Genomic DNA, 21,803 nt, shown 5'->3' with positions numbered 1-21,803 from the left:
CAAACGCTTAGTGAACTTGTTCCTGCATATAGTCCTGTATCCGTTTCATCGCTCCCGGTTCGACGTCCTCGACAGCTGTTGCCGCTTCTTCCAGCGCTTTTGCATACCGGAACTGACGGAATGCTATTTCCGCTTCCAGGAGACGTGCATGCATCGCAGGATGGGATGCACGATACCGGTTGCCGTATTGGATGATCCGTTCTGTCAGAAGGGCGTTCTCCAGCATCTCGTTGATCTTCAAGATGGACTCATCCACCTCTTTTTCGGCATGCGCAATATACTCTTCGACAAGCGCCATATTCAGCGGCACTTCTTCAAGACCGTTCTGGACGATGAACAGCTGCTCATCCGCTTCTTCCAGACGGACTTCGATATCTTCCGGAATTCCGGGGATATTCGCTTTCTGCAGGCTGCGCTCGACAGTCTGCAGTTTGTAGGCCAGCTGTTCAAGACGTTTCCGCACGCTGATTTCCTCGGTCCGGAGGTTTTTCATCCGTTCCTTGAACTCGGCGGCTTGCTCGCCGACACGATCGAGCACTTCATTCACTTCTCGTATATGCTGTGCCAGCGCCGTGAAGGCTGCGGCCCCTTCTTCCCCCTGGCTGGTCATCATGTCAAAACGGTCAGATGCTTCTGCCAGGTCACGGGTGAACTGCTTCGGTATCTCTGCTTCCTTTTCGTCGAGACGGTAGCTCTGCTGCACATAGAGCGCCTCATCGGAAACTTCCTTTGCGAGCATGTGTACATCAGACAGTCTTCGTGCTGTGTCTTCGTACGTAAGTTCAACGTACTGCCGCTCCCTCACTTCTTCCTCCAGTGCTGCATAGAATCCATCGATCTGTTCATCGATTTCCGCAAGACGCTGCTCGACCGGCTCGATTTCCAGATGTTCGACCTGCTGAAGCAGGTCTTCGATTTCCGTCTCGATACCTTTCAGATAGTGGGTGAGATCCAGATGGCCCACATAATAGCCATCGTCCTCCATCTCCCCGACTCCGTTCCGAAGTTCACGGATCGTCGCCGGCAGTTTCGTCTGCAGTTCGCCCAGCAGCGCCGGAATGGTTTCAACAAGAGGGAACAGATGATCCGCTTTCGCAGTGACAGCGATCACATTCTCGCGTGCCTGCAAGTAGTTCCCATTAGCCGTCAAGTCATCGTATTCCTCGAACGCGGGCTGGAAGTACTCAAGCTCCTTTTCGAGGGCCGGCACCGCCCGTCCAAAGGAATGCGGCCGGGCAAGGATCGCTTTGCGGGCTTCCCGGTACTGCTCTTTCAGTTCATCCATCTCGACCCGGTTCTTCTCTTCGCTGCCGATCAGCTCGTTCAGTTCCTTCAGAATCGAGTTTTTACGCTCTTCGCATACTGTCAGCTTCTGTGCGATCTCTTTTTCGATATGGCCGGCCTTCTTGAACCGGAACCGGTCCACCATCTCTTCGGTATCGAATAACAGGGAATCGATCTGCGGGACGAGGACGTCGACGACTTCTGTCCACTCGCTGCGCCACCGCTCGAACTTCTCTTCGGTTTCGCCTGTCATATTCAGCTGTTTCACTTTTGTCATTTCTTCAAATATCGGTTCATGTTGGATTTGCAGTTTTTCATGCTCCAGCTTACTGATTTCCTGGATATGTCTCCGTCTCAGCACAAATATGGCAACCGCCAGCACTATTATGATGATGACTGGAATGATGAAGTAGTTCACCATGGTCCATCCCCCTATTCCACAACCGCTCTACAATGATAATACCTTATATAGTAACACGTTTAAAGAATTTTCGTGTTGAAAAAGGGCGAATCCCCGCCGGAAATTTGTTTACTTGTCGAAAACGGGCACGAAATTGTATGATGCAAGTATCGATTGCACAGTTTCTGTTACAACCGATACAGACAGGAGAGATGATCATGTTCATGGGAATCGAGTATTCAAAGGATCTATCAGAGGCATATACGCAGCTGTCGGACCAGCTGAACCTGCTGCTGGACGGCGAGCCGAACAGGATTGCCAACTTAAGCAACGCCTCCGCTTTGCTCAGCAATTTCCTGGACCGCACCAATTGGACCGGATTTTACTTGATGGAAGAAGGCGAATTGGTGCTCGGGCCGTTCCAGGGACTGCCGGCATGCATCCGTATCGCCGTCGGCAAGGGAGTGTGCGGCACGGCCGCAGAAAAACAGGAGACGATTGTCGTCGAGGATGTTAATGCATTTCCGGGTCATATCGCATGTGATGCTGCGTCCCAGTCGGAAATTGTCGTGCCGCTCGTCAAAGATGGCCAGCTGATCGGCGTGCTGGATATCGACAGCCCTGAAACCGGACGCTTTTCCGATGAGGACCGGGCCGGCATCGAGAAATTCGCCGCCACCCTTCTGCGTCATATTTAAGGAAGACGTCCGCAACTGAAAAAGGTATCGGCAGTCCATACGACAAGCCGGTACCTTTTTCATGTCCTTCAGTTCACTTGCTCGCAGGCCGAGGCTGCCCGGAATGCCTGTGAAAGGTCTGCAATCAGGTCATCCGCATCTTCAAGTCCCGCAGACAGCCGGAGCAGACCATCCCCGATTCCCATAAGGACCCGTTCCTGTTCAGGGACCCCGGAATGCGTCATAGTGGCTGGGTGCTGGATGAGCGTTTCAGCATCCCCGAGACTGACGGCGATCTTGATGAGCTTCAGCTGGTTCATGAACAGCTGGGCTGCCGGCTGTCCGCCTTTGATGGTGAAGGAGACGAGACCTCCGCCTGCCGTCATCTGCTGTCTCGCCAGATCGGCCTGTGGATTCAGGTCATCGAACGGATAGAAGATGTCTTCCACCATGTCCTGACTTTTCAGGAATTCTGTCAGCTTTCCTGCGTTTTCCGTGTGACGCTGCATGCGCAGGGGCAGTGTTTTCAGCCCCCTGATGAGCAGCCAGGCATCGAATGGCGATATGATTCCGCCGTAATCTTTCTGGACCGTGCCGCGGATCTGCTGGATGTCCTCTTCGTTCCGGCCGGTCAGAAGCCCTGCAATCACATCCCCGTGTCCGTTAATATATTTCGTGGCGCTATGAAGTACGAAATCGGCACCGAATTCAATCGGATTCTGAAGATAGGGGGACGCGAAGGTATTATCCACAACCACCTTCAGTCCATGCCGCTCTGCGACAGCGGCGGCTGCCCGCAAGTCGACGAGTTCCGTTGTCGGATTGATGGGCGATTCAATGTACAGGCAGACCGTCTCGGGTGTCACAGCCGCTTCGATCTCTTCTTCCGTGCGCATCGCTGTCAATGTATGGCTGATGGCATACTTCTCTTCCATGATGCCGAGCAGCCCGAATGTACAGCCGTAGATCCCACGGGAGCAGACGATGTGGTCGCCGCTTTTCGTAAGATGCGTCAGGATGGTGCTGACAGCTGCCATCCCGGAGCCGAACGCAAGTGTCCCGGCTCCTTTTTCGAGAGCCGTCATCCGTTCTTCCAGCACACGCACTGTCGGATTGCCGAGTCTTGAGTAGATCCCGCCCTCCTCTTCACCCGCAAAACGCCGCGCGCCCTGTTCTGCTGTGTCGAACGTGAAGGTGGACGTCTGATAGAGCGGAACTGCCAGGCTGTCGTGATGCTGTCCGCTGGTATAACCGGTATGGATCGCCTCTGTGTCTTTGTGCACTTTCTTCATTGAAAGAATCCCCCGCTTTCGTTTATAAGTAAACGCTTACATCCATTGTATGCCGGGTATACTGATTTTTCAATCAAAATCAGATACCCGCCTTTACTCGGCGAGTATCTGTTCGTTGATGACAATCCTGTTCTTGCCGCCTGTTTTCGCTGCATACAGTGCTTCATCGGTATTCTGGAACAGCTGCTGATACGTTTCACGGCTGGCGGATGGTTTCCAGACACTGACGCCGATTGAAATGGTGACTGACGGATCTGTGCAGGCAGGCATTTTGACAAGGAGCCGCTCTGCCGTTTCTTTCCCATCCTTGAGATCCGCGCCCGGCAGGAACACGGCGAATTCCTCGCCGCCCCACCTGCCTGCAATGGCACTATCCGGAATTGCCGCCTGCAGCACTTCTGCCGTCTGGATGAGCACCCGATCTCCCACCGCATGACCATGAGAATCATTGACCTTTTTAAAATCATCCACATCAATCAGAAGGAACGCACCGCCTACCCCGTCCGTAAACGATTCGGACATATGACGGTCCAGATACCCGCGTGCATAGAGGTCCGTCAGCTGGTCTTTGTTGGCCAGTTCCTGAAGTTTGTCCCGCAGGATCAAGTTGGACAGCGCAAGTGACGAATGGGACATGATCGCTTTCACCAGTTTGAAGTCATCGAACGAAAAGTGATACGTTTCTGTATGCATGAGCACGGTATATCCGGCCACCGCTTCCGATATGATGATCGGAGCGATGATGAGTGCCCGGTATGGTGAAAAACCGTCAATATCGCCCGGCTGGAGATCTGCTATGAAGACTGCATCCTGTTCTGCAGCCAGACGTTTTTCCGCATATTCCAAATACCGGCTGCCGGCCGCGGTCAGGAAATAATCTGTTGTCGTATCCAGCAAGACAGGCTCCTTCCGTCTGTCGTAGTAGACGAATGCCATCTCTTCCGGCTCGAAGGCGGCATTGAGTTGTTCGGCCAGATAGGTTTTCATCTCCATGAAGGTCAGCCGCCCTGTCAGTTTCTTCGACACTTCGTTGACAAGCTGGAGATCGCGGATCAGCCGATGCGACTGGTTATACAGACTGGAGTTTTCAATCGCATGGCCAGCGCTTTCACAAATGTTGCGGACGAAGTCTTCTTGCGCGGATGAGAACGTATAACCGGGCGTGGCCGTGATCTGCAGCACCCCGTATGTCCCCTGCATGCCTTTCACCGGTGCGTTCAGATAGGTTGGATGGCTGCCCCTCTTCCTGCCGATCCGGAGTTCTCCCGAAAGGAAAGCGTCAATCGTGGCCGGCTCCTCATTCGTATAGTCGAACAGCCGGCAGAAGGAGGAGGAAGCATGTTCTTCATGAGAGACGATCAGTTCGACAGCAAACGGCGCCAGGTTGGAAGCTGCTGTCCTGACGAGTTCCTCATAGATGACCGGCATTTTCATCGTCGAGTTGAACTGCTTCGTCGCGTTCAGCAGGTCGAGATGGTTCTGCTCCCTTCTGCCGGACGCTTTGCTCTCCTTGACGATATCGATCATTTCACCGAGCAGCAGCTGGAACTCTTTATAGCAAGCGGACATGACGAACCTATCCCATGCCGCGGTGGATTTCATGAGCACCATTGCGACCGGTTCACGCTTCCCGTTCCGGATCATCAGCGTGTCATCCGGGAAATCGGATGGCTCATCATGTTGGATCAGCGATCCGGCGATGACCGGTGCAGTCTGTTCCCCGGACTTGTCCTCCAGGGCAGCCGGCCGGCCGTCACAGCACGCAGAGGCGGACTGAAACTGATTGTCTTCATATAGGTACAGATCGAGTTTCGGTATGTTAAAATGATGCGAGAAGACGTCTTCCAATTTACGGAAGCTCTCTGCGTATGCTGAGTGTTTCAGGACATCTATCAGCAGACCCAGCAGATCACTCTTCAATGACCCGTATAGCTGCTCATTTGTTTGCATGCGATCACCCTCTTATATCTCTCAAGCAATATATGATACCTTTCTGTCATTCTATACCTATATCGGCTAAAATGCAACTTTATAACTAGTACATTTTTCATATAAACTCTTTTTGTTTAGACAGTCTGGAAGTCACTGTGCAGCATCCCTTGACGCACTGCCGTTTTCTTGGTATGCTGTTTTTTGTGTAAAATAATCGCAGCAGTTGTGTGTTTGCTGTCGCCCAGTCTGTTCCTACATATGTGAGGGGTATCGTGTAACCTCTTGGCTGCAGAGGCGAAGATGCATGAAAACAGAATGGCCCAGTGATTGAACGCATCTGGTCTTATTTTACAACAAAATAAAACCAACAGAGGAGGAGTCATTCATGGCTCGTTATACAGGTCCATCTTGGAAACAATCCCGCCGTCTTGGTATTTCCCTGACAGGCACAGGAAAAGAAATCGAAAAGCGTCCATACGCTCCGGGTCAGCACGGTCCGAACCAGCGTAAAAAGCTTTCTGAATACGGTCTTCAGCAACAGGAAAAACAAAAGCTCCGTTTCATGTACGGTGTCAATGAGCGCCAGTTCCGCACATTGTTCAACAAAGCCGGCAAAATGCAAGGTATCCACGGTGAAAACTTCATGATCCTTCTTGAAACTCGCCTGGACAACGTTGTTTACCGCATGGGTCTTGCACGCACACGCCGTGCAGCTCGCCAGCTTGTCAACCACGGACACGTCCTCGTTGACGGCAAGCGCGTAGACATCCCGTCTTACAGCGTTAAACCAGGTCAGGAAATTTCACTTCGTGAAAAGTCCCAGAACCTTGATGTGATCAACGAATCCATCGAAGTGAACAACTACGTTCCAGAATTCGTATCGTTCAACCCGGACACGAAAGTCGGTACATTCGTACGTCTTCCTGAGCGCAGCGAATTGTCTGCAGAGATCAACGAAGCTCTTATCGTTGAATTCTACTCTCGTTAATAAGCAGTACCTGCCCTTCCGGATTTTCCGGAAGGGTTTTTTGTGTTCCAGTGCCATGCCGTGATAGGCATATCGGACATTCCGGCAGCGGTATCGGACAGTTGCCGTGCACTATCGGACACTTCGCCAGAGTTATCGGACACTTCGCACGGCGTATCGGACAGATCGCTGAATGTATCGGCATCCAGGCACAATTCAAGCGATGGCTTGTGCTCGCTTACGCTCGTTTCCTGTCGGTGCCGTCCATGCACGCGGCAGCTGGCCATGGACAGGACGTCCTTCTGGCGCGCAGAAAAAACAAGCCAGGGGTTGTCCTAGGCATATCGGACAGTTCGCTGGAGATATCGGACACTTGGCACGGTGAATCGGACAGATCGCTGAATTCATCGGCATCCAACCACAATTCTAATGAACAAACATCAGCGAATCACCTAAAAAAAGCAGGAAACCGGCACATCACTGGCCGGTTTCCTGCTTTTCATCAATTGAATGAGATCATCGTATATTTCTTTTTGCCCCGCCGCACAATTGCGAATGCGTCTTCCAGCCGGTCATCGGAACCGACCGTGTACTCGGTGTCCATCACTTTGTCGCCATTCAGCGAGATGGCGCCGTTCGCAACATCTTCGCGTGCCTGCCGCTTGGATGGTGAGATGCCGGCTGCTACGAGCAGCTCGACGATATTGTGTTCCGCTTTCTCCACTTCAAACGTCGGTACGTCCTTGAACGCATCTTTCATCTCGGAGGCGGTCAGCTTTTTCAGATCACCGCTGAAGAGCGCTGCCGAAATCCGGATTGCCTGGTCCAGCGCATCCTGCCCATGGATGAGCCGTGTCATCTCTTCTGCGAGTGTCTTCTGCGCTTTCCGCAAGTGTGCCTCTTCCTGCACCGAACGTTCCAATGCTTCGATCTGCTCACGTTCCAGGAACGTGAAGATCTTCAAGTAATGGATGACGTCCGCGTCTGCTGTGTTCACCCAGAACTGGTAGAACTCGTACGGTGACGTTTTCGCTGCGTCGAGCCATACTGCGCCGCCCGCTGTCTTCCCGAATTTCGTACCGTCGGATTTCGTCACAAGCGGAATGGTGATGCCGTATGCTTTCGCCTCTTCGTCATGCGTTTTCCGGATGACCTCAAGCCCCGTCGTGATATTGCCCCATTGGTCCGATCCGCCGATCTGAACGCGGCAGCCGTAGTGATCGTACAGATGATTAAAGTCGATCCCTTGGATGAGCATGTACGTGAACTCGGTGAAGGAAAGCCCGGTTTCCAGACGGGACGCGACGTTCTCTTTGCCGAGCATGTAGTTGATATTGAGCAATTTCCCGTAGTCACGCAAGAATGCGATGGCACTCATCGGCCCCATCCAGTCTTTGTTGTTCACGAGGCGTGCCCCGTTTTCATCCGTGAAGTCGAACAGCCGCTCTAGCTGGACCTTCAGCCCCTGGACATTTCTATCGACCTGTTCTTCAGTCTGCAGCTGACGTTCATCGGCACGGAACGACGGGTCCCCGATCATCCCGGTCGCTCCGCCGATCAGCAGGATCGGACGGTGCCCGTGCAGCTGGAAGCGCCGCAGCGTCAAAAGCGGAACGATATGCCCGATATGCATGCTGTCCGCTGTCGGATCGACTCCGCAATACAGGGATATCTTCTCTTCCTCCAGCAGTTTTTGCATCCCTTCCTCATCGGTCTGCTGGTACAGCAGTCCTCTCCATTTCAGATCTTCTACCAGATTTCCTGTCATCCTGATCATCCTCCCTGTTCTTCCGAATAAAAAAAGCCCCTGCATGATCGCTGATCGATCATGCAGGGACGCCCTCTTTGTAGTTCGGCGCGGTACCACCCGGCTTGAGACAGGCTATCCGTCTCCGCTCTGCCAGCCATAACGCCGCTGTCCGCGCAACACTCCAAAGCTGTAATTCGTCAACAGGGTTCCGGGCAGCTCGCACCAAACGCTGCCTCTCTGAACGGATTGCCTGTTCCTACTCCGGCTTTTTCTCCGTGAAGAAGTTCTTATCTCACATTGTAAGCCAAATTGGAAATTTGTCAAACTAATTTCGTCAATTGCCAGCACATTATGCTATAATTAATGAGATTTTTAGGGGGGAACGAATTGACTAAACATGAAAAGAAACGTGTTGACGAACTAGAACATAAATTCGAAACGATAAAGAAAACCAAATGGGCGAAAAACACCCGGATCGCATCAGGCGTCATCTGGAATCTATTTTTGCTTTTCTTAGTAATCGGTTTGACATTGACTGTCTTCGGCGCTTCGGTCGGAGCCGGCTACTTCGCCTCTCTCGTCAGCAAGGAGCCGCTGCGCTCCAAAGACGAAATGCGCAGCGAAATCTTCAGCTACGAAGAGACCTCCGAAATCTACACCAATGGGAAATACTTGAGGAAAGTGCGGTCGGATATCGACAGGAAAGAAGTAAAGCTTGCAGATGTTTCGCCGCATGTCATCAATGCCGTCTATGCAACAGAGGACGAATACTTCAACACGCATAACGGAATCGTTCCGAAAGCTGTATTCCGCGGTCTTTTCCAGGACGTCACGAACTCCGACAGCCAGACCGGCGGCTCGACACTGACCCAGCAGCTCATCAAGAACCAGATCCTGACGAATGAGATCTCCTATGAGCGGAAAGCGAAGGAACTGCTGCTGGCCATGCGGCTCGAGCACTTCATGACGAAGGACGAAATACTGGAAGCCTATCTGAATATCATCCCGTACGGCCGGAATTCGAATGGCGGTAACGTCGCCGGCATCGAAGCGGCGGCGGAGGGGATCTTCGATAAGAAGGCAAAGGACCTGAACCTTGCGCAGGCTGCCTACATCGCCGGCATCCCTCAGGCACCATACGCCTACACGCCATTCTACAACGGCAAAAAAGGGCTGAAAGACGAAGCGGGACTGCGTCCGGGCGTCAACCGCATGAAAACCGTGCTGTTCCGGATGCGGGAGACCAATTACATTACGGAAAAAGAATACAATGAAGCGATTGCTTATGACATCACGAAAGACTTCCGGGCGCCTGCGAAAGCGCCGAAGGACCGTATCGAATATCTGACTGATGAGATCCAGAGAGAAACGATCGATGCACTATCCGACATTCTGGCTGAAGAAGATGGAGTTGACGCAGCCCGTCTGAAAGAGGACAAGAAACTTAGGGGAAAGTATAATATCTTAGCTGAACGATCTATGCGGAATGATGGGTACAAGATCTACTCTACTGTGGACATGACCCTCTATAATACGCTGAATGACGTGGCCGACAACTATACGCAATATGGCTTCACATACACGGACAAAAAAACAAAGGAGAAGCTGCCCGCTCAAGTAGGCGCTATGCTCTTAGACAATAAGACCGGCAGAATACTTGCGTTTGTCGGCGGCCGCGATTACCAGCTTGAAAAGACGAATCATGCCACGCAGGCTTATCGCTCACCTGGTTCGACTATCAAACCGCTGCTCGTGTATGGTCCTGCTATTGAATATGGTGCCATAGGAGCAGGCAGTCCGGTTGTAGACGTGAAGTTCAATTATAAAGGATGGGAACCGTCAAACTTCCTGGCCTCTCAGGAACTCGGTATCATCCCTGCCCGGCAGGCACTTGCCACTTCGCAGAACTTGGCGGCGGTGCGGCTATATTACGATATTCTGAACCGCAGACCTGCCGAATACCTGAAAAAGATGGGATATGACAAACTTCATCCTTTGGACTACGAGATCCCGGCTGCTGCCCTGGGCGGTCTGAAATACGGTACAACAGTTGAGCAGAATACTTCTGCTTATTCAACATTTGCAAATGGCGGTGTCCATAATGATCCTTACATTATCGACAAGATCGTTGATAAGCACGGCAAAGTGATTTACCAGCACAAAGCCGACCCGACTGAAGTATTCAGCCCTGCGACTGCCTATATGATTACAGACATGCTCCGTGACTCGGCGCGTGAAGGAACCGGAGCCAATATGACACGTCAGCTGAACTTCAACCTGGATATCGCTTCGAAGACCGGTACGAGTTCGAGTTACTCCGACTCCTGGCTCGTCGGATACAATCCGAATGTCACTCTTGGTATCTGGCTCGGTTACAAATACCAGACCCTCTCTCTGCAGGGGCCGGGCAATGCACAATACGGCACGACGAACACCCGGACCACTACGTTGTACGCCAAGATGATGAATGCCGTCAACCAGGCACGACCGGCGACCGTTGGTAAAGAGGCACGCTTCCAGCAGCCGAAAGGGGTTGTGACGCGTTCGTTCTGCGGAATTTCAGGACTGGCCCCATCGGCCGCCTGTTCGTCCGCCGGTCTGGTCCGGTCCGACTTGTTCAATGCGAATGCGATGCTTCCGAACAAACCGGATGACAGTATCATTTCGTCATCTTCTGTGTCCGTCAAAGGTAAACGGTATGCAGCTCTGCCGTCCACACCGCGGGAGTTTATCACCGCCGGCGGGACAGGTGTCAATGAAAAGTTCATCAAGCGGATGCTCGGTCCACTTGGCGGCGATGCATCGAAACTGTTCCCTGCGAATTCGGCTTTCACATCACGTGTCGTCTCGGGCGCTGTGTTCCCGGCGGACAGCGTGGCACCGGCAGGCGTTTCGGCCTCGCAAAACGGTTCTGTCCTTACGTGGACACCATCCCCGTCGAATGACGTCATCGGATATTACGTCTACAATGGCGGCACACGTGTCGGCACGGTGATTGATGGCCAATCGCTGTCCTTCCCGATGGGCGGCGGTACGTATACTGTCCGCGCGGTCGATATAACCGGTAAGGTTTCCGGCCCTTCGAATGCCGTGACAGGTGCAGCGGCGGCTCCCGCACCGGAACAACCATCCGCCACTCCGCCAGGCGGTGATTCAGACAGCGGCGGAGATGAAGACAAATCTGAACCGCCGGCGTCCGGAGGCGATACAACGGCCAAACCGAAGCCGCCTGCGAATAATGGCGGAGACGGAAAACCGAATCCCCCTTCCAATAACAACGGGAACAGCGGCAACAACAATAATAACGGAAACACCAATGGCGACAGTAAACCGAAGCCGCCTGCCAATGGAAGCGACAGCAACAAGAAACCGAATCCTCCGGCAGACGGTGATAAGGATAAAGGAAAAGACAAAGAAGGCGGCAACTGATGCAAGTCGCCCCCTTCCCTGTCTCCTTCACAATTGAAAAAACTGGGCACTCCCATATTCGGGGGTGCCCAGTTTTTTTGAGATTTCTCAGTCTTCCATTGTCGACAAATCACCTGTCGGCAGGTCAAGCTCCCAGGCTTTCAGCACGCGGCGCATGATTTTACCGCTCCGTGTTTTCGGCAATTTGTCCTTGAACTCGATTTCCCGCGGAGCAGCGTGGCCCGCCAGCTCTTTCTTCACGAATTGGCGGATGTCTTCCTTCAGCTCATCGGATGGCTCATAACCGTCCTGCAGGGCGATGAACGCCTTGATGATTTCTCCGCGCACGGGATCCGGCTTGCCGATGACCCCTGCCTCGACGATTGCCGGGTGCTCGAGCAGTTTACTTTCGATTTCGAAAGGTCCGACCCGCTCCCCGCTCGTCATGATGACATCATCCACACGGCCCTGGAAGAAGAAATACCCGTCTTCATCCATATAAGCGGAATCACCGGAGACATACCATTCATCGTTCAGGAAGTACGAATCATATTTCTCCGGATTATTCCAGATGGCCCGCATCATCGCCGGCCAGCCTTTACGGAGTGCCAGATTGCCCATCCGGTTCGGCGGCAGGACGTTCCCTTGGTCGTCTACGATGGCTGCTTCGATACCCGGAACCGGTTTGCCCATCGAGCCGGGCTTCAGTGGAAGCGAACCGAAGTTGCAGATCATCTGGGCGCCGGTCTCCGTCATCCACCATGTATCATGGATGCGCATATGGAATGTCTCCATCCCCCAGCGGACGACTTCCGGATTGAGCGGTTCCCCGACGGACAGGATATGCCGCAAGGACGATAGGTCATGCCCTTCCATCGCGGCTGCACCTGCACCCATCAGCATTCGGAAAGCGGTCGGTGCACTGTACCAGACAGTCACGCCGAATTCCTCGATGGCTCCATACCAGCTGTCCGTCGAGAAACGGCCGCCGACGATCAGATTCGTTGCGCCCGCAAGGAACGGTCCGAAGATTCCGTATGCCGTACCGGTGACCCAGCCCGGATCGGCCGTGCACCAGAAGACATCGGTCTCCCGCAGATCCAGCACCCATTTCGCAGTCTGGATCTGCTGCACCATCGCTTCCTGTACATGCAGAACGCCTTTCGGTTTCCCAGTCGAGCCTGACGTATAGTGGAGCAATGTCGGCGACTCCCGTTCGAGCCATTCCACGTCGAACTGCTTGGAAGCTTTTTTGAAATGTTTATTGAAATCGATCACTTTTCCTTCTTCTGTCACGTTGTCCCCCACGACAAAGACAGTTTCCAGATGAGGCAGCCGGTCGACAGGGATGCGGTCGACCAGTTCAGGTGTCGTCACGATCGCCTTGGCATCACTGTCATCGAGACGGTCATACACCGCGCCTTCCATGAATGCCTCGAACAGCGGACCGGCGATCGCGCCGACTTTCAGCGCTCCGAGCAGCGCAAAATATAATTCGGGCGAACGCGGCATGAAGATGAAAATACGGTCGCCTTTCTCAAGCGTCGAGCAATTCTTGAATACATTTGCCGCCTGATTGGAATACTTTTTCATATCTCCGTATGTGTAGGATTCGTGCCGTTCCCCGTCCTTATAGAACAAGGCCACCTTGTTTTTACGGTACGATTCCGCATGACGGTCGATCGCCTCATGTGCGATGTTCACCTTCCCGGTCTCATACCAGCTGAATTCCTTTTCAGCTTCCTTCCAATCAAAGTTTTTGACGAGCTCGTCATAGTTATCCATCTGGTAATCCGTTCCTTGCGCCGGAATGATTTTTGTAACCATAACAGCACCCCCTTAAATATGTACTAACACGTTTTATTCTACATGAATCCGAAATGAATTAGCAAACAATTAATATTCTTTGGACTGTTCCCTGTTTTGTTGGAAATTGAGGGTAACTGTCTTTCAAATTCATGTATACTGATAGCAGAAGGACTAACAGCACAAGGCGGTGAAGTTGTTGGAGCACAGAAAAACGTACAATGCACTTGAATTGAAGCATAAGAATGGGAACCTTATCATAGAAGGACCAATCCGCACTTCCGATCTCGAAAGCTATTCGTTCCATGAAGGGCTGGTCGCCTTTCGTCCTGCGAAGCAGCAGAAGGAGGCACTGATCGGCATTTCCAAGCTTCCTGAAGGCCGGATCATCATCGCACGCGATCAGGATGAGATCGTAGGGTATGTCACCTATCTGCATCCCGATCCGCTTGAAAGATGGTCGGAAGGGAATATGGATAACCTGATCGAATTGGGTGCCATCGAAGTGATCGCCAAGTACCGCGGCGGGGGTGTCGGCAAAGCATTGCTCGAAGTATCAATGATGGATGACGCCATGGAAGACTATATTGTAATTACGACGGAGTATTACTGGCATTGGGATCTGAAAGGGACAAAGCTGAATGTCTGGGAATACCGGAAAGTCATGGAGAAGATGATGCAAAACGGCGGGCTTGAGTATTACGCGACGGATGACCCGGAAATCTGTTCGCATCCGGCAAATTGCCTGATGGCCCGCATCGGCAGCCGGATCTCCCAGGAAGACGTCCAGCGATTCGACAGCCTGCGATTCAAGAACCGGTTTTTATACTGAGAAAGAAGGGATACTATGCTGCTGGAAGAAATCATGCAAACTGATGTGATTACACTGTCGCCCTCCCATACGGTGAAAGACGCAGCGGACATCATGAGGAAGCACCATATCCGGCATCTGCCGATCACCGAGGACGGGACACAGCTCGTCGGGATCTTCACGGACCGTGACCTGAAGGAAATCCTTCCTTATGGAAAACAGGAAGACCAGACTCCGGTCTTCGCCATGCCTCTCGCTGAGTGCATGGTGAAACACCCGATCACCGCACATCCGATGGACTTCGTGGAGGAATCGGCTCTCGTCTTCTATCACAACCAGATCGGCTGCCTGCCGGTCGTGTCCAATGACCGGCTCGTCGGCATCATTACGGAAACCGATCTGCTCTATAAGTATATTGAACTGACCGGCGCCCATCAGCCCGGCTCCCAGATCGAAGTGCGCGTTCCGAACGTACCCGGGATCCTGTATGAGGTTTCGAAAGTGTTTCACGAGTTCCAGACGAATGTCCAGAGTGTCCTCGTCTATCCGGACAAGGAGAACGACGCCAGCAAAATCCTCGTCATCCGCATAAAAACGATGAATCCGATCGCCATCATCGACGGACTGAAAGAACAGGGATTCGATGTGCTGTGGCCGAACTTCCCAGGGACAGGCGTATGATGAAAGATGCTGTGTTCGTCTATTCCGAAGACCAGCTCGGCTATTCGTTTTCGGATTCGCACCCATTCAACCAAAAAAGGATCGTGCTGACGCTGGACCTGCTGAAAGAAATGAATGCCATTACAGACAGCGATATCGTCGTTCCGCGGGTCGCCACCGATGAAGAATTGCTGCTTGTCCACGAACCGAAATTCATCGAGATGGTAAAAAAAGCCGGACGGGGTGAAGTCGGTCCAGAAATCGGTGCTGTCTATGGAATCGGGACGGAAGACACCCCGATCTTCCCGAATATGCACGAGGCCAGTGCCATGCTGGTCGGCGGCACCCTGACAGCGGTCGATGAAGTGATGCAGGGACGCGCCCGCTATGCGCTGAATCTGGGCGGCGGCCTCCACCACGGATTCCAGGGCAAAGCATCAGGCTTTTGCGTGTACAATGACAGTTCTGTCGCCATCCGCTACTTGCAGAAGAATTACAATGCACGTGTCCTATATGTGGACACGGATGCACATCACGGGGATGGTGTCCAATGGTCTTTTTATGACGATGAAAACGTCTGCACACTGTCCATCCATGAGACCGGCCGCTACTTGTTCCCGGGAACAGGCCATGTGACAGAGCGCGGAAATGGCAAAGGATACGGAACGTCATTCAATTTCCCGATCGATGCATTCACAGAGGATGAATCGTTCCTCTCCATCTATGAAACTGCCATACGGGAAGTCGCGGAGTGGTTCAAGCCGGACGTCATCCTCACACAGAATGGTGCGGATGCCCATTACTTCGATCCGCTGACGCATTTGTACGGGACGATGGAACTCTACAAGCAGATTCCGAGGATCGCAAGAGAAGTCGCAGAAGAGTATTGCGGGGGGAGATGGATTGCGGTCGGCGGTGGCGGCTATGATATATGGCGGGTCGTACCGCGTGCGTGGTCGCATATCTGGTTCGCCATGAAACAGCTGCCAGCACCTGCAGGACCGCTTCCGGAAGAATGGCTCGCCCGCTGGCAGCCGGAGTCCCCTGTCCCTTTCATCGAGACGTGGGAAGATCCCGACCCACTGTATCCGCCGATTCCGCGCAAACAGGAGATCGAGGAGAAAAATGCACAAGTGATGGGCAGGTCGCTGCATTACATACGGAACGAGCAGCAGCGGCAGTAGAATCTGTCCAAACGCCGTTTCAGGCACACAAAAGGGTTGGAAATCATTTCGATTTCCAACCCTTTTTCCATAGTCTGAGCGATCCTGTTCTGCTTCTCACTGCCTTGCTGTCAGTGTTTGCGGATGGAATCCCGCTGCTCAAGCTGATAGGGGAGAATGACCTGCTCGCGGTCGACTTCTTCGCCGTTCATCAATTTCGTCAGCAGCCGCATGGATACCGCGCCGAGATCATACAGGGGCACGCGGATCGCAGCGAGCTGCGGACGGACCGCGCGTGCCAGGATGGAATGCTGGAAACAGATGATTTCCATGTCTTCCGGCACCTTCAGACCGTCATCCCGCACACCGTTCATGATACCGACTGCAATTTCATCGTTCCCTGCGAAGATGGCGGTCGGCGGCTGCTCGAGCCGGCTCAGCTGCTTCCAGGATTCGTACGCATCGTCATACGTATTATCCGTTTCCACGATGAGCTCCTCATGGACCGGAAGACCGGCCTCCGCCATCGCTTCTTCGTAGCCTGTCTTTTTGGACAGAAGATTGATGTCCCGGCTGAACGGACCGGAGACGAAAGCGATCCGTTCGTGGCCGTTCGTGACCAGTTCGCGGACTGCATCATATGCCGCTTTCTTGTTTTCGATATTGACTGTCGGAAACTCTTCTTCCGAATCCAGTGTGCCCGCCAGGACAATTGGCACGTTCGCGGTCTTCATCTCTTTCCGGACGTCTTCGGTGATGGAATCACTCATGAAGATGAGGCCGTCGACCTGTTTGCCGAGGTGGTCTTCGATGAGTTCCATTTCGCGGAGGGCCCGCTTGTCGGAATTCGACAGGATGATATTGTACTCATACATCGTCGCGACGTCTGCGATCCCTCTCGACAGTTCAGCATAATAGCTTTTTGAGATGTCGGGCACGATAACACCGACTGTCGTGGTCTTTCTGCTGGCGAGGCCCCGTGCAACTGCGTTGGGCCGATAGCCGAGCCGTTCAATGCAAGCGGTTACCTTTTTGCGTGTTGCCGGTTTTACATTCGGGTTGCCGTTGACCACCCGAGATACGGTCGCCATGGAGACGTTCGCTTCACGCGCTACGTCGTAGATTGTTACCGCCATACTGACCTCCCCTTCTCCGTCTGGTTATTCTTCCTGAACCATTATACCAAAATGCCGGAGCTATGAAAGCTCCGGCGGTGAATTATACTATTTGATGAGTATTCATGAAACGCTGCATTTCATCATAGAACTCATCGAATTGCTGGAGATTCATCTGCTGGGCTGCATCGGACAGGGCGACAGCCGGATCTGGATGGACTTCCGCCATGACGCCGTCCGCTCCGACAGCTATCGCTGCCTTCGCTGTCGGGATCAGGAGGTCCCGCCGGCCTGTCGAGTGTGTGACATCCACGAACACAGGAAGGTGGGTCTCCTGCTTCAAGATCGGCACTGCCGAGATATCCAGCGTGTTCCGCGTCGCCTTTTCATATGTACGGATGCCGCGTTCGCACAGCATGATCTGGCTGTTCCCTTTGGAGATGATGTATTCAGCTGCATTGATGAACTCATCGATCGTCGCCGCCAGACCGCGCTTCAGAAGGACCGGCTTATTGGTTTTACCCGCTTCCTTCAGCAATTCGAAGTTCTGCATATTGCGGGCGCCGATCTGGATGACATCGATATAATCGAGCGCTTCTTCCAGATGGGACGGCGTGATGATCTCCGTTACGATGGAGAGCCCGGTCTCATCCGACACACGCTTTAGGATCTTGAGTCCTTCCAGGCCGAGACCCTGGAAGTCGTACGGGGACGTCCGCGGCTTGTACGCCCCGCCCCTCATCATTGTCAGGCCCTTCGCTTTGATGGAATCCGCGACTGCTTTCACCTGCTCATAGGACTCGACGGCACAAGGCCCGAAGACAAATGTCGGCGTACCGTCCCCGATTTTCTCTCCGTTAATGTCAACGATTGTATCCTCCGCTTTCCGCTTACGGGATACGAGCAGTGCATTGCGCTGCTCATCTTCCTGGATTTCAAGTGCGGACATGAAGATGCCTTTGAAGATTTGTTCCAGCACACCATTTGGAAGCGGTCCATTGTTCGCCTGTTTCAGGGAATCGAGCATTTCGCGCTCACGCACAGGGTCATAGCGGTTTACACCCTGTTTCTCTTTCACTTTGCCGATTTCCTGCACGACGGCTGTTCTGTCGTTGATAAGATCCAGAATACTCATGTTCAGCTCAGTCACTTTGGACCGAAGTTCTTCCAGTTCGTTCTGGCGCATCTCCCATTCTCCTCCCCACTCACGGCATTCCCTTTTCGCATTGCGGAATGTGTGATACATTTTTAATAATAGACCCAGTATAATGAACTGCTGTTGAAAAGTCACGCTATTTCGCTAAATAGTTGTATTTAATATATCGGAACATTGAGGAGGATCACTTGTGGCACCATTATTTGCTTTGGATATCGGGACGAGGTCCGTCGTCGGTATCATTCTGGAACAGACGGACTCCGGCTTCCATGTCATCGATCTGGAAGTCATCGAGCATAAGGAACGCTCCATGATCGACGGGCAGATCCACAATATCGTCAGTGTCGCATCTGTCATCAGTGACATGAAGACACTGCTGGAAGAACGTCACGGGCCTTTGAAGAAAGTGAGCGTCGCAGCAGCAGGACGTGCATTGAAGACTGCAGTCGGCACGATGGAAGTAGATATCACTGGACAGGCACTGATCGGCAGCGAAGATATCAACCGCCTTGAGCTGGGAGCCGTGCAGAAAGCCCAGCAGGAGCTGATGTCGGCGGAATCCTTCACGGCGGACAGCCAGTATTACTGTGTCGGCTATTCGGTCCTCCACTACTTGCTGGACGGGGAACCGATCGGCAGTCTGATCGACCAGAGCGGTCATTCCGCAAGTGCTGATGTCATTGCGACATTCCTCCCACGGGTCGTTGTCGAGTCCCTTCTGTCCGCACTGAAACGGGCGGATCTGGAAATGGAGGCACTGACACTCGAACCGATAGCCGCAATCAATGTCCTGATCCCTCCCTCGATGCGGCGTCTGAACGTCGCCATGGTCGACATAGGGGCGGGCACGTCGGATATCGCGATCACGAGCCGGGATACTGTCACTGCATTCGGGATGGTGCCTGTCGCAGGCGATGAAATCACGGAAGCACTGAGCACCGCGTATCTGCTCGACTTCCCGGAAGCGGAAACCGTCAAGCGGCAGCTTGCGGAAAACGAAACTGTCACAATCCGTGACATCCTCGGTTTCGAACAGGAATATCCGAGCAGCCAGGTCACTGCCGGCCTCTCCGCAGCAATCGAACGTCTTGCAGCTTCCATCGCCACGGAAATCCGACGGCTGAATAATGGCGAATCACCGCAGGCCGTCATGCTGACAGGCGGCGGCAGCCTGACTCCGGGCCTTTCATCCCGTTTGAGCACCCAGCTGGATCTGCCGGCCCAGCGTGTGGCAGTGCGCGGACTCGACGCGCTCAGCACTGTCACGCTTGCAGAGAAAATCGCCAAATCACCGGCGTTCGTCACGCCGATCGGTATTGCGATTGCTGCACAGCGTGCGCCGATCCATTACATGTCCGTCACAGTGGACGACAAGCTGATCCGGTTGTTCGAACTGAAAGAGATGACAGTCGGTGACGCTCTGCTGGCTGCTGGCATTAAAGCGCGTCATCTCTACGGGAAACCGGGTCTTGCCCTCCGGTTCACGCTGAACGGGCAGGAGATTACATTGCCGGGAAGCCATGGTACTCCTTCAGTCATCGAAAAGAACGGCAAAGTTTCCGGTACGAAAGAACGGATTGAAAATGGGGATACGATCCGGCTGACGCTGGGGAAAGACGGGCAGCCGGCTGCCGCCACCATCGGTGATGTGGCAGAGATGGACATGGCACCGCTCACAATTTCCGTAAATGGGGAGTCTTTCACCCTACATACGGCAGTGACCGTAAACGGTGAACCGGCGAGTATGACAGACCTTGTCAAAGACCATGATGAAATTATCGTCCGCCGTCCCGTTTCAATCCGTGATGCGTTGGAATCAGCGGAAGGACTGTCTGCCACCCAGTCTGTTCAGGCTATCACCCTGAACGGCAAGCGCGTCCATGTAAAGACAAAATCACCGGTCTTCAGAAAGAACGGGCTGCCCGCCAACCTGACGACGCCTGTCGAGGATGGTGACCGGATCGACATCGAAACCTGCACACCGCAGACGGTCTTGGATATAGCTGAGGAACTCGGCGTCCGCCTGACAGAGCGGATGTCCGTCACGTTCAATGGACAGGAAGTAACGATTGCAAAACCGCGTTTTTCCGTCCTGGTGAATGGGCGGACAGAAGACCTGCAGACAACGGTTGGTGAAGAGGATCAGCTGACAATTTCCCCATTGGCCGGCCAGCCGATTTCATTCAGCGACGTATTCGCATTTGTTGACTATCAGCTGCCTGCCGGAACGGCGACAGGCTATCGTCTGCTGCGGAACGGTCAGCCGATTCAATTCCATGACGAATTGTTCGGGGGAGACCGTCTGGAAATCATATTGACATAAAAAAGCCATTCGGCATGCAGCGGCATACCGAATGGCTTTTCGCTTATTTGTTTTTCGGTTTTTCATCCGAAACAGGATTTTGGTTGATGATCTTGTTATCTCCGACGTTGGCAGAGTTGTCGTAAGCGACATCACTGTTCTTTGTCGTCTGGCTGCTCGCTTCTTTTTTCTCAGCCGATATATTTTTGTCAGCGGAAGAGCTGCTGCCGGAATTGTTCTTGCTGTTGCTGTTGCTGTTGCTGTTAGCAGACTTGCTGCCGTCTTTGTTGTCTTTTCCGACAATCGGCTCTTCGCCCTCGGAAGAAGCAGTCCCATCGTCCATCGGCGCCATCGTTTTCGAAGACATCGATTTCACTTTATCCGTCAGGCTGTCTGTCTGATCCTGGACAGTCTTCTTCAGATCTTCCGACTTATCTTTGGCAGTGGAAGTCAGTTGAGATGCCTTGTCCTTTGCTGTGGACGACAGATCAGCCGCTTTGTCCTTCGCTGATGACGTCAGATCGACCGCTTTGTCTTTTGCTGTGGATCCGAGTTCGATACTCTTATTCTTCAGCTGGACAGCCTGATCGGAAAAGTCTTCGCGCATCTCTTTACCGGTCTTCGGTGCAAGGAATAATGCAGCCGCCGCCCCGATGACGCCTCCGACGAGCGCTCCCATGAGGAAACTGCCTGTGCTTGAGCTTTCGTCCTCATAGAACTTATCAGTATCCGAAGGGAAATAATTGTAGTTCATCGGCAGCTGTGATGGCTCGCCGTATGAATTTTGGTAGTTGCTGCTGCCTGTCGTATTGCTGTACGATTTGCTTTGGTTGTAGTTGTCGCTCATTCGAATTCCTCCTTAGAATAGGTTGCCTGTGTTAGTCTTTCCGTTTTCCCTGTTTGTAATCTCTGTCGTGACGCGGGCCGTATCCGCGGCTGCGGAAAAGACTCCTCCGCCGCTCGACCCTATGTACAACAGGTTTTGTTGTCACTCCCCTCAGTCTGCTTTGTATGTGTACTTTTACCCTGCCTCCGCCCAGACTAAACTCCGGCTGTCTGTTCCACTTCGACAGAAGAAGC

General features: G+C 53.0%; 15 protein-coding genes. 7 read left to right on the top strand and 8 right to left on the bottom strand.

Going from position 1 to position 21,803, the window contains the following annotated elements:
- Nucleotides 1-7: 7 nt before the first annotated feature.
- On the bottom strand, nt 8-1,705 hold the full coding sequence (gene ezrA, locus QWT68_RS02960) for a septation ring formation regulator EzrA (protein ID WP_040286177.1): 1,698 nt from the start codon (nt 1,703-1,705) through the stop codon (nt 8-10).
- 197 nt (nt 1,706-1,902) lie between these two features.
- Here ezrA and QWT68_RS02955 point away from each other — a divergent pair, with 197 nt between their 5' ends.
- Nucleotides 1,903-2,382, top strand: coding sequence for a GAF domain-containing protein (locus QWT68_RS02955; RefSeq protein ID WP_290149432.1), 480 nt, complete (start codon nt 1,903-1,905; stop codon nt 2,380-2,382).
- Nucleotides 2,383-2,450: 68 nt separating this feature from the next.
- On the opposite strand, the gene QWT68_RS02950 is transcribed toward QWT68_RS02955, so the two are convergent.
- A complete protein-coding gene (locus QWT68_RS02950; protein ID WP_290149430.1) occupies nt 2,451-3,653 on the bottom strand; it encodes a PLP-dependent transferase in 1,203 nt (400 codons plus the stop codon).
- 93 nt (nt 3,654-3,746) lie between these two features.
- Nucleotides 3,747-5,603 (bottom strand): sensor domain-containing diguanylate cyclase, encoded by a 1,857-nt coding sequence (locus QWT68_RS02945; RefSeq protein ID WP_040286174.1) that lies wholly within the window; start codon nt 5,601-5,603, stop codon nt 3,747-3,749.
- A gap of 367 nt (nt 5,604-5,970) precedes the next feature.
- On the opposite strand from QWT68_RS02945, the gene rpsD reads away from it, so the two are divergent.
- Entirely contained in the window at nt 5,971-6,573 is a 603-nt protein-coding gene (gene rpsD / locus QWT68_RS02940) for a 30S ribosomal protein S4 (protein ID WP_040286173.1), read from the top strand.
- A gap of 481 nt (nt 6,574-7,054) precedes the next feature.
- Here rpsD and tyrS read toward each other — a convergent pair whose 3' ends face one another.
- A complete protein-coding gene (gene tyrS / locus QWT68_RS02935) occupies nt 7,055-8,320 on the bottom strand; it encodes a tyrosine--tRNA ligase (RefSeq protein ID WP_040286170.1) in 1,266 nt (421 codons plus the stop codon).
- Nucleotides 8,321-8,689: 369 nt separating this feature from the next.
- Between tyrS and QWT68_RS02930 the strand changes: the two genes are divergently transcribed.
- The gene (locus tag QWT68_RS02930) at nt 8,690-11,731 is read left to right on the top strand and encodes a transglycosylase domain-containing protein (protein WP_290149427.1); all 3,042 of its coding nucleotides are present in this window, start codon (nt 8,690-8,692) and stop codon (nt 11,729-11,731) included.
- Between the two features lie 87 nt (nt 11,732-11,818).
- Here QWT68_RS02930 and acsA read toward each other — a convergent pair whose 3' ends face one another.
- Complete coding sequence (gene acsA / locus QWT68_RS02925) at nt 11,819-13,537, bottom strand: acetate--CoA ligase (protein WP_290149426.1); 1,719 nt, start codon at nt 13,535-13,537, stop codon at nt 11,819-11,821.
- A gap of 178 nt (nt 13,538-13,715) precedes the next feature.
- Between acsA and QWT68_RS02920 the strand changes: the two genes are divergently transcribed.
- Genes QWT68_RS02920 through QWT68_RS02910 form a run of 3 tightly spaced genes read left to right on the top strand, consistent with a single transcriptional unit; the run spans nt 13,716 to nt 16,171 of the window.
- Nucleotides 13,716-14,348 (top strand): GNAT family N-acetyltransferase, encoded by a 633-nt coding sequence (locus QWT68_RS02920; RefSeq protein ID WP_040286168.1) that lies wholly within the window; start codon nt 13,716-13,718, stop codon nt 14,346-14,348.
- Nucleotides 14,349-14,363: 15 nt separating this feature from the next.
- Nucleotides 14,364-15,008: an acetoin utilization AcuB family protein gene (locus tag QWT68_RS02915; protein ID WP_040286167.1), complete on the top strand. Its 645-nt coding sequence runs from the start codon at nt 14,364-14,366 to the stop codon at nt 15,006-15,008.
- On the top strand, nt 15,008-16,171 hold the full coding sequence (locus QWT68_RS02910; RefSeq protein WP_040287172.1) for an acetoin utilization protein AcuC: 1,164 nt from the start codon (nt 15,008-15,010) through the stop codon (nt 16,169-16,171). Before QWT68_RS02915 ends, QWT68_RS02910 begins: the two co-directional genes overlap by 1 nt.
- 110 nt (nt 16,172-16,281) lie before the next feature.
- Here the strand turns inward: QWT68_RS02910 and ccpA are convergent, their stop codons facing one another.
- Complete coding sequence (gene ccpA / locus QWT68_RS02905) at nt 16,282-17,286, bottom strand: catabolite control protein A (protein WP_040286166.1); 1,005 nt, start codon at nt 17,284-17,286, stop codon at nt 16,282-16,284.
- A gap of 82 nt (nt 17,287-17,368) precedes the next feature.
- Complete coding sequence (locus QWT68_RS02900; RefSeq protein ID WP_040286165.1) at nt 17,369-18,451, bottom strand: bifunctional 3-deoxy-7-phosphoheptulonate synthase/chorismate mutase; 1,083 nt, start codon at nt 18,449-18,451, stop codon at nt 17,369-17,371.
- Nucleotides 18,452-18,611: 160 nt separating this feature from the next.
- Here QWT68_RS02900 and QWT68_RS02895 point away from each other — a divergent pair, with 160 nt between their 5' ends.
- Nucleotides 18,612-20,744 (top strand): cell division protein FtsA, encoded by a 2,133-nt coding sequence (locus tag QWT68_RS02895; protein WP_040286164.1) that lies wholly within the window; start codon nt 18,612-18,614, stop codon nt 20,742-20,744.
- A gap of 43 nt (nt 20,745-20,787) precedes the next feature.
- On the opposite strand, the gene QWT68_RS02890 is transcribed toward QWT68_RS02895, so the two are convergent.
- Nucleotides 20,788-21,570 (bottom strand): YtxH domain-containing protein, encoded by a 783-nt coding sequence (locus QWT68_RS02890; protein WP_290149424.1) that lies wholly within the window; start codon nt 21,568-21,570, stop codon nt 20,788-20,790.
- Nucleotides 21,571-21,803: the final 233 nt, after the last annotated feature.

This window comes from Sporosarcina trichiuri (genome assembly GCF_030406775.1).
Taxonomy (GTDB): Bacteria; Bacillota; Bacilli; order Bacillales_A; family Planococcaceae; genus Sporosarcina; species Sporosarcina trichiuri.
Note: the sequence above shows the minus strand (reverse complement) of the source record. Positions and strands in the feature narration are given on the sequence as shown.